The organism is Thermogemmatispora sp., from assembly GCF_019683755.1.
Taxonomy (GTDB): domain Bacteria; phylum Chloroflexota; class Ktedonobacteria; order Ktedonobacterales; family Ktedonobacteraceae; genus Thermogemmatispora.
The window spans coordinates 1-8,675 of record NZ_JADGHT010000195.1 but is presented as its reverse complement, the minus strand read 5'-3'; the positions used below and the strand labels follow the sequence as shown (position 1 = coordinate 8,675).

Annotated in this window: 7 protein-coding genes; 3 read left to right on the top strand and 4 right to left on the bottom strand. The window is 57.3% G+C overall.

The window, feature by feature from the left end:
* The first annotated feature begins 323 nt into the window (after nucleotides 1-323).
* Nucleotides 324-1,235, top strand: coding sequence for an LLM class flavin-dependent oxidoreductase (locus tag IRZ24_RS12900; RefSeq protein ID WP_297164885.1), 912 nt, complete (start codon nucleotides 324-326; stop codon nucleotides 1,233-1,235).
* A 203-nt stretch (nucleotides 1,236-1,438) separates the two neighbouring features.
* Nucleotides 1,439-2,359, top strand: a complete 921-nt coding sequence (locus IRZ24_RS12895; RefSeq protein WP_297164883.1) for an LLM class flavin-dependent oxidoreductase — start codon at nucleotides 1,439-1,441, stop codon at nucleotides 2,357-2,359.
* 110 nt (nucleotides 2,360-2,469) lie between these two features.
* On the opposite strand, the gene IRZ24_RS12890 is transcribed toward IRZ24_RS12895, so the two are convergent.
* The 3 genes from IRZ24_RS12890 to IRZ24_RS12880 are packed head-to-tail and all read right to left on the bottom strand — an operon-like array spanning nucleotide 2,470 to nucleotide 6,541.
* Complete coding sequence (locus tag IRZ24_RS12890; RefSeq protein WP_297164881.1) at nucleotides 2,470-3,774, bottom strand: argininosuccinate synthase; 1,305 nt, start codon at nucleotides 3,772-3,774, stop codon at nucleotides 2,470-2,472.
* Between the two features lie 4 nt (nucleotides 3,775-3,778).
* Entirely contained in the window at nucleotides 3,779-5,242 is a 1,464-nt protein-coding gene (gene argH / locus IRZ24_RS12885) for an argininosuccinate lyase (RefSeq protein ID WP_297164879.1), read from the bottom strand.
* A 3-nt stretch (nucleotides 5,243-5,245) separates the two neighbouring features.
* Nucleotides 5,246-6,541, bottom strand: a complete 1,296-nt coding sequence (locus IRZ24_RS12880) for an argininosuccinate synthase (protein ID WP_297164877.1) — start codon at nucleotides 6,539-6,541, stop codon at nucleotides 5,246-5,248.
* 1,295 nt (nucleotides 6,542-7,836) lie between these two features.
* Between IRZ24_RS12880 and IRZ24_RS12875 the strand changes: the two genes are divergently transcribed.
* Complete coding sequence (locus IRZ24_RS12875; protein ID WP_297164875.1) at nucleotides 7,837-8,187, top strand: SdpI family protein; 351 nt, start codon at nucleotides 7,837-7,839, stop codon at nucleotides 8,185-8,187.
* A gap of 157 nt (nucleotides 8,188-8,344) precedes the next feature.
* Here the strand turns inward: IRZ24_RS12875 and IRZ24_RS12870 are convergent.
* Nucleotides 8,345-8,675 (bottom strand): hypothetical protein (locus IRZ24_RS12870; RefSeq protein ID WP_297164873.1); only part of this gene is annotated, 331 nt, incomplete at its 5' end.

The window sequence follows — 8,675 nt, the reverse complement described above, 5'->3', positions numbered from 1 at the left end:
GCTGCGGATCGTTTCAAAGACCAGCATGTGGATGTTCACCCTTATGCACTGGGATGATGATGTTCCGTATACTATACCCTATGAGGCTCTGTTACTCAAGGAGGTCTTTCGGTCTCAAGCGGCTCTACGAGCCGTGGCAGCGGCCTGTCTTTTTTGCTCGCTCTCCTAATGAGAGGGGGACCAGAGCCGCCGGTGCAGTCTGCTCCCGTGAGGGAGAAGAGTTTCGCAGTCACCGAGACAGTCCCTAGTGCATATGTCTTGTCGCAGGTTTTGCCGCGGGGATACAATGGAAGCAACGAGGAGAATGCGAGCGAAGGCAAACCATGATAACAGAGATCCGCTTTGGCTGGGTCCTCAATGCCGGACCGGCACGCGGGATGGAGGCCAGCCGCTTTCTGGAAATCGCGCGACAACAGATTGCCCTGATAGGCGAACAGATTGACTCTCTCTGGTTCACCGATCATCTACAGTTTGGCAGCTCGCCTGTATTAGAAGGCTGGACAGCTCTCACTTATATTGCTGCTTTATATCCGCAATATCGCATTGGCCACATGGTCCTCTGCCAGTCCTTTCGCAATCCGGCGCTTCTGGCCAAGATGGGGGCCACCTTGCAATATCTGGGCGGAGGACGCTTTCTGCTGGGCATTGGTGCGGGCTGGCATGAGGAAGAGTATCGCGCCTACAACTATCCTTTTCCCGAGCCGCGGGCTCGCGTTGAGCAGCTTGAAGAGACTCTACAGATTATTAGAGCGCTCTGGAACGACGAGCAAGTGACCTTCCAAGGACGGCACTATAGTGTTCACAGTGCCTATTGCGAGCCCAAGCCGGAGCCGGTGCCTCCCATCATTGTCGGCGGCCTGGGCACGCGCCTGCTTCACATCGTTGCTCGCTATGCTGATGGCTGGAATGCCGCCTGGATCAAGCCCGACGCCTATCGGGAGCGGCTTGCTGCTTTCGAGAGAGCCTGTCATCAGCTCGGGCGCGATCCTACTCAGCTTCAACGTAGCTGGTTTGGTCGCTGCACCTGTGTGCCTTCTGCAAAGGAAGCTGCCCGATTGCAAGGCAGAGGGCTACTCGGAACCCCCGACCAGATCGCCGAGCAACTTCAAGCCTATATCGATTTGGGCATCACAGCTTTTATGCTGGGAAGCTGGGAGCTAGAAGATCTACAGACCGTTGAGCTGCTGGCGCGCCAGGTGCTGCCGCGCTTCCGCGCAGGCGCCAGCGCCTCCTGAAGCTTAAGCGTTGACCCTGACTGCTACCTCGCACCGGACTGCAGGGAGTCACTCAATGCCCACTTGCCTGGGAGTATCCAGAGGGCCTGGTACCCGAGTGTTGCCTGTAGCCTCGTCGTCAAGGACAGGCCGGGGGGCAGAAGAGCTGCGAGCGAGCGAACAGACAGACAGATAGACACATGAACGAAGAAGGAGCAAGGCCAATGGCAACGCCGACGAGTTCACGGCTTCCCCTCCTCTTTGGAGCGAATGTCGATCCGACGGCGGACGACCCGCGTTGGCCGTTGGAACTGACGCGCGCCGTTGAGGAGGCAGGTCTAGACCTCATTGGCATTCAAGATCATCCCTACAATGCCAGCTTCTTGGATACCTGGACCCTCATTGCCACGCTAGCACAGGCTACCCAGCGCGTGCGCTTCTTCCCTAATGTTGCCAATCTACCGTTGCGGCCCCCTTTGATGCTTGCGAAAGCTGTGGCTACTCTGGACGTTCTCAGCAACGGTCGTATTGAACTGGGGTTAGGAGCAGGCGCCTTCGCCGATGGTATTGTTGCCATGGGGGGACCGCGGCGCAGTGCTAGTGAAGCGGTTGCCGCCCTCGAGGAAGCAGTCCAGCTTATCCGCCGCTTCTGGAGCGGTGAACGTAGCATCCACTTTGAAGGGCGCTACTACAGCGCTCAGGGGACCCATCCCGGCCCGCGTCCTATCCACCCGATCGGCATCTGGCTGGGTGCCTATCGTCCGCGTATGCTGCGTCTCACTGGGCGTCTGGCCGATGGCTGGATTCCCAGCAGCACCTATGCCGCGCCCGAGCAACTGCTTGCCATGCAGCGTCAGATCGACACAGCCGCTCAGCAAGCGGGGCGTCCGCCGCAGGCTATCCGGCGTATCTACAATATCATTGGCCAGATCACCACAGGCGGCCCGGGCTGGGAACGCGGCACCTTCCGCGCTAGCGTCCAGGACTGGACGGAGGAGCTAACGCGTCTGGCGCGTGAAATAGGACTAGATACCTTTATCTACTGGCCGCTAGAGGATCGTCTGCGTCAAATCCAGCGCTTCGCCAGCGAAGTCGTTCCCGGCGTCCGAGCCGCTCTCCAGGCAACCAACCAGTCAGATGGCTAGCCAGCCATGTAACGCGGCCAGAGAGGGCAAGGCTTAGACAGCCTAGCTGCCTACCTATCGGCCTGCTAGATGCTCTGGCCGCGTCTAGTCTATGTCAACCGGTGGCTCATTCATTGCTGAGCTTCTGGAGTAGGATGGGCCGGCCCTTTCTCCAAGAGATTGCCCTCGACTCCCTTGAGCAGGTTCCCTTCGATGCCAAGCGAGGGCAGAAGCTGAGCCTGTGCCTGTGTTTGCAACGGCAGTCCCCAGAGCTTAATGAAGCCCACGGCTGCATTATGATCGAACTGGTCGCCCGTATCATAGGTGGCCAGGCTATGGCTATAGAGCGAGTGCTCAGACTGGCGTCCAACGATGGCGAACTGGCCCGGGGCCAGCTTCACGCGCACCTTGCCACTAACAAAGCGCTGGGTGCTCTGGACATAGGCCGCCAAATCCTGATGCAGGGCGCTATACCACTGCCCGTTATAGATCAGCCGTGCATATTCCGCAGAAACCAGCTCCTTGAAGCGCAACTGATCGCGGCTGAGCGTCAAGCTTTCCAGAGCCTTATGAGCAGCATGTAACACCACTGCCGCGGGCGCCTCGTAGATCTCGCGTGACTTAATGCCGACCAGACGATTTTCCACATGATCGATGCGGCCAATACCGTACTTACCAGCCAGGCGGTTGAGCGTCTCGATCAAGGTCACCCCATTGGTCTCCTCGCCGTTGAGAGCCACGGGGATACCCTGCTCAAAAGTCAACTCGATATAAGTTGGCTCAGGGATGGGAGGACCTCCCGGGCGCCCAAAGAGCCAGGGACTGGTTGTCCAGGCATAGACATCCTCCGGAGGCTCCTCCCACGGATCTTCCAGCACGCCACACTCGATACTGCGTCCCCAAAGATTCTGATCGATCGAATAGGGGCTGGCATTCGTCACCGGAATCGGAATATTGTGCTCAGCGGCGTAAGCGATCTCGCTGTCGCGTGTCATGCCCCATTCGCGTACCGGCGCAATAATTTTCAGATCAGGGGCCAGCGTAGCGATTGAGACATCGAAGCGCACCTGGTCATTTCCCTTACCCGTGCAACCGTGGGCCACGGCCACTGCGCCCTCAGCGCGTGCCACCTCCACCAGCAGGCGGGCAATCAAAGGACGGGCCAGGGCAGTTGCCAGTGGATACTGACCCTCATAGATCGCCCCTGCCTGCAGGGCCGGCCAGACAAAGTAGCGAACAAAATCAGCGCGCGCATCTACCACGATTGCTTTCACTGCGCCGATTTGCTCCGCTCGGCGTGCGATGCTTTGCAGATCGCGGTCATTGCCGACATCGATCGTCAGCGCGATCACATCCAGGTCATATTTTTCCTTAATCCAGCGGATTGCCACAGAGGTATCGAGACCACCGGAATAGGCGAGAACCGCAGTAGCCATCAGCTTAAGCCTCCCCATGCTTAGACTGAATCCCGCCCTGTGCTGGCGCGGAGCTATCCTGAGCGGAGCTATCCTGATCATAGTGTGCTGACCCTATCAGTTGCCGGATAGCCCTCTCAAAAGCTGCTGCCCGCTCCTGCCAAACTGTCTGTGCGGCTACCAGTCGCTGAGCCACCTGCTCCAGACCAAGGTTGCCAGCGCCACCCAGGTGATTACGCATCTTTAAGCGCTCGACCAACTGCTCTCGGTTCTCTGTTGGCAGCGGCTCATGGCGATCGAGGCGTGCCGTCACTTCGGCTCCAACAATGCGGTAGGCATCGCGGAACGGCAGATTAGCGGTGCGACTTAGCTCGTAGGCGCGATCGGCGGCGAAGAGTTCAAACGTACAGGCGGCGACCAGGCGATCGACATTCACCTCCAGCGACCCCACCACTAGCGTACAGATCTCCAGGCACTCGCGCACCACATCCAGCGCTTCCAGGAAAGGGCGCTTGGTCTCCTGATAGTCCATATTGTAGCCGGAAGGGAGACCCATGACAATGCCCAGAATCTGCTGCTGCAAAGCCAGCACCGTCTGCGCGCGGGCGCGCACCAGCTCCATCACGCCTAGATTGCGCTTCTGGGGCATAATGCTACTGCCCGTACACAGCTCCTGAGGCACGCGGAAGAAACTGTATTCGGCTGTTGTAAACAGCAGAATATCTTGAGCGAGCTTGCTCAGGTCAAGCATGATCTGGGCTAGCGCCTGGACAATCGCTGCCTCCACCTTGCCACGGCTATTCTGGACATAGATCACATTGTTCTGCACACGCGCGAAGCCGAGCAGCTCGGCGGTGTACTGGCGATCGATAGCGATAGGAACCCCATAGCCAGCAGCGGAACCAAGCGGCGACTGATCATTCAGGCTATAAGCCGTGCTCAGAAGCTGCTCATCGTCAAGCAGGGCCTCGGCGAAAGCAGCGGCCCACAGGCCCACCGACGAGAGCATGGCCCGCTGCATATGGGTATAGCCCGGCATCGGCACATCGGCATGAGCCGCCGCGAAGCGCTGCAACGTCTCCACCAGCGTCAGCAACGAACTGGCGATAGCGTGTAGCTGCTCCTTGGCATAGAGGCGTAGGTCAACCAGCACCTGATCATTGCGCGAGCGGGCCATATGGATCTTTTTCCCCACAGCGCCAGCCACCTCAACCAGATAATTTTCGACGCGCGTATGGACATCCTCATCGCTGGGAGTAATCACAAACTGGCCATCTTCGGCCAGACGAAGGATGTTACACAGAGCCTCTTTCAAGGCTCTATGTTCATCCTCGGTCAGCACGCCGATCCTGGTAAGCATAGCCACATGCGCCAGTGATCCCCAGACATCATGACGCACCAGGCGCATATCGAGAGCGCTATTCTGTGCTGCCTCGAAGCGCTCGACCTGCTCATTCACGCGGTAGGCTTTCTGCCAGAGTTTCGGCATTGATCAGATCCCTCCCACGGAACTGAATCCCAGCTTCTGATTACGGCGCGAAATCAACTCATAAGGCAGGCCGCGAATATGGGCCACAGCGGCGCACTCCTTCTGGTTGAAACTAGCGCTTGTGATCGAGCGCACATCGGGGAAGAAGAGGCCGCCCTCTGCCTTGCGTGCTATGATATCAATATTCCCCTTGTAGAGCCGAAGCGTGTACTCGCCGTTTACTACCTTCTGGGTCTCAGCGATAAAAGCATCAAGAGCCTGTTTCAAAGGATGGAACCACTCACCGTGATAGACCATGTGCGCCCAGTAAGCTTCAAGCGGGCGCTTGAGCTGGATCTCTTCCTTAGTAAGACAAAACTGCTCGAGGTCGCGATGGACCTTCAGCAGGATGGTAGCCGCGGGGGCCTCATAGATTTCACGTGACTTCAGGCCCATGATGCCGTCCTCGCAGATGTCGATCTTGCCGATGCCATTGGCACCACCAATCACATTCAATTTCTTGATCATCTCATTGAGCGGCATCTCCTGACCGTTCAGGGCCACTGGCAGGCCATTGCGCCAGGTCAGCTTGATCGTCGTCGGCTTATCTGGGGCCTGCTGAGGGGGAGTCAGCCAGATCCAGATCGAGTCGGGTAGCTCCGTATCCAGATTGATCCCGCCGCTCGCAATCGAACGGCACCATAGCGTCTTGTCATCGCCGCCGACAATGATCTCCTCGATCGGAACGCCGTAGTGCTCCATCAGTAGCCCCTCCTCGCTGCGCGTCAGGTCGAAATCGCGCACCGGCACAAAGATCGCCAGGCCGGGAGCGAAGAGGCTAAAGACGTTATGCATGCGGTACTGGTCGTTACCTTTGCCGCTGGACCCCTCCATCAAGGCATCACATCCCAACTCCAGGGCCTTCTGCGCTACCCTAGCGGCGATGAGCTGGCGCGTCATCGAGGTCGAGACAGGGTAGCCATTGTAGTCCGAGTTAGCCTGAATGGCCTTTGTCAGCCACTGCTCAGAGAACTCCTGCTGCGCATCGATGATGATCGGCTGAATACCAAGCTGAGTCGCTCGCTGTACGGCCATGTCGATCTCATCCTGTCCCTGGCCAACATCGACGTTGATGGCGTAGAGCGCCTGCGCCTTGTACTTGAGCTGGGAGAGCTTGACACAGAGCGAAGAATCGAGGCCGCCCGAATAAGCGAGAGCGATGCGCTTCCCCCCGGGAACCTCCACCGCCTCGATCTTCTGCAGAGCAACTGCAAGGGCATGTTGCTCGGCGGTCTGCTGTTGCTGATTGCTAGTCGTCATCGTGCAACACTCCTTCAAGGTCAGGGAATGACGTCCTGGGAAGGAGCGAGCGGGCATCAAAAAACCCCCGCCCCTTCCTGTCCTGGAAACCTGAAGGGACGAGAGTAGGACGAAGGCGAGACCGACTAGGGCTGAGAACTCGCTTGCACCTACGCCCGTGGTGCCACCCTTATTGTCACCAGCCGCTGCCTCGCACCCGAGAAGAGACGAGACCAGCTCTCTGCTCTAGGATGCCGCTCACACCGCTGTGAGGAGCATGCACGGTGACCACTCTTTGCGGTTATTGCGCTGCGTGGGAACCACCCACCTGATCCTACTTGCCCGTGATATGCCCTCCGTCCTTCACTCAGCCCTTCCTCCCCTATAAAGGCTCTCACAGCCTGTCTCAGGCCGCATACGGGTCACAAAGCAGAGCGAGCATATCACGAGCTTTCTTCGGCCAGCCGCTCACGAAGGCGTTCCAGAGGGCGTATCCTTCCGAACTCTCACCAGCCATCGGATCGCTGTAGGCCGTTTCCTCTGTACTCTGTTCGCTCAACGCGGGACAGCTCTCAGCAAGTCCTATTCGATTGTCGCTTGTGCGGCATGTAACCTGGCCAGGCAGCATAATAGCCCCTCTCGCTTTCTGGCTCGACTGCCAGGCGCATCGGCCAGGGGGGTGCCGCAGTGCCTTGCTACTGATGAAAAAGAGAGATGCCTGCCAGCAATGGCCTGTTCATGCTCAGTGGGCATCTCTTTTTCCCAGGCGTAGATTAGGCTAAGTGAAGCGACCTATGACCACATCGGCTCTGGGCATCAAAAACGAGCATGTCACCTGGAGCAGTGTGGAGAGGTATCTCATGCTAAGCTACAGATTCCTGGCCGCTTTGGGGAGCGTACGACTAAAGCGAGCAGCACTGCTCTAGAGCGGACCTTGCAGTTCTCCCCGCGTCATTCTCACTCAGATGGCCCTCCAGCGATGTACCTTGCTGTCGCCATCCTTTCCCTGCCTCGCGCTAAGACTCCCCCTATCCTCGTTTTTGCTTGGAATGTAAGTCTGTATTCCCAGAGGCCGAACGCTCCACAGGACTATTATACAGAGACTGTCGGGATTGCGCAAGTTTCTGCCTTGAATACATATGACTGCTGTACTCTTGAGAGAGTAGTGACAAGAAAAAGGGCGAAGGCATCAAGAAAATCCTTCTCCTTGTTCCTTCGGTGATCGCTGAAAGCGGACTGCCTACTCTTGTCTGTCAGATAAATGGGTGTTATAAAATGTTATCAGTTGCAGCAATGATCTGAGGAGATTGCTTCCCATGAATTTACTGAATCTCTTAGCTGGCATCATCGATGTCTTGGCAGGCGTTTCGCTGATTGCCTTGAGTCTGCCCTTGTTGCGTGACAAGGCTCAGAGCAACTCTTTTTACGGTTTCCGCTTCGGACGAGCCTTTACCTCAGCCGAGCACTGGCGCCAAATCAACCGCTATGGAGCGAGATGGACGATCCTCTGGTCCAGCCTGCTGGTGCTTATTGGAATCGTTGCTTTCTTTATTCCCTTTGGTGACAATACGACTCTGGCCTTCCTCTGGATTGTTATCCCTGTGCTCCTCCTGTCGACCATACCCATCATCCAGACGGCCAGCTATGCGAAGCACATAGCTGGATAAGCCAATGATAGTGGGTCCCTTGACGCCGTAGACGTAGAGCATGCTGGTCCGCCCGTCCCTCCAATCCTTCCCCGCCCGGCGTCTGACTTCTCTTCCCGGCGCTGGGGACCCCAGGCTTTAGCCGTGGATAGTTGACTCTGAGACCGTTGTCGGCTGTCTATCGCGCGCGTCTGGCTGCTACAATATAGACAGCGGTTGAGAGCAGCATGCAGAGGAGCAGAGCGATGAGACCCAGCATGCCGGGACCTGTCGCTTGTTTTGTCGCCGCCTGTATCGTGAGCCATTCGCCATAGACCAGTATCCAAATCAGCAAGAGTTTGAGCCAGTTGATGAGCCCCCGTGCTAAGCGATACTGTCGAGCTGCGTTCTCTTCGGTAATGGCCCAGGGATAATTGAAAAACTGTGGGATGCCTGACAAGAGACTCATTAAAATATAGGCAATAGATGATGAAATGGGGTAGAAGAGAAGAGCGGATCTGTTAGAGTAG

Excerpts from the sequence above, each read along its gene's own strand:
- IRZ24_RS12900 (WP_297164885.1), top strand. The coding sequence starts at position 324 with ATGATAACAGAGATCCGCTTTGGCTGGGTCCTCAATGCCGGACCGGCA.
- IRZ24_RS12875 (WP_297164875.1), top strand. The coding sequence starts at position 7,837 with ATGAATTTACTGAATCTCTTAGCTGGCATCATCGATGTCTTGGCAGGC.
- IRZ24_RS12895 (WP_297164883.1), top strand. The coding sequence starts at position 1,439 with ATGGCAACGCCGACGAGTTCACGGCTTCCCCTCCTCTTTGGAGCGAAT.
- IRZ24_RS12880 (WP_297164877.1), bottom strand. The coding sequence starts at position 6,541 with ATGACGACTAGCAATCAGCAACAGCAGACCGCCGAGCAACATGCCCTT.
- IRZ24_RS12890 (WP_297164881.1), bottom strand. The coding sequence starts at position 3,774 with ATGGCTACTGCGGTTCTCGCCTATTCCGGTGGTCTCGATACCTCTGTG.
- argH (WP_297164879.1), bottom strand. The coding sequence starts at position 5,242 with ATGCCGAAACTCTGGCAGAAAGCCTACCGCGTGAATGAGCAGGTCGAG.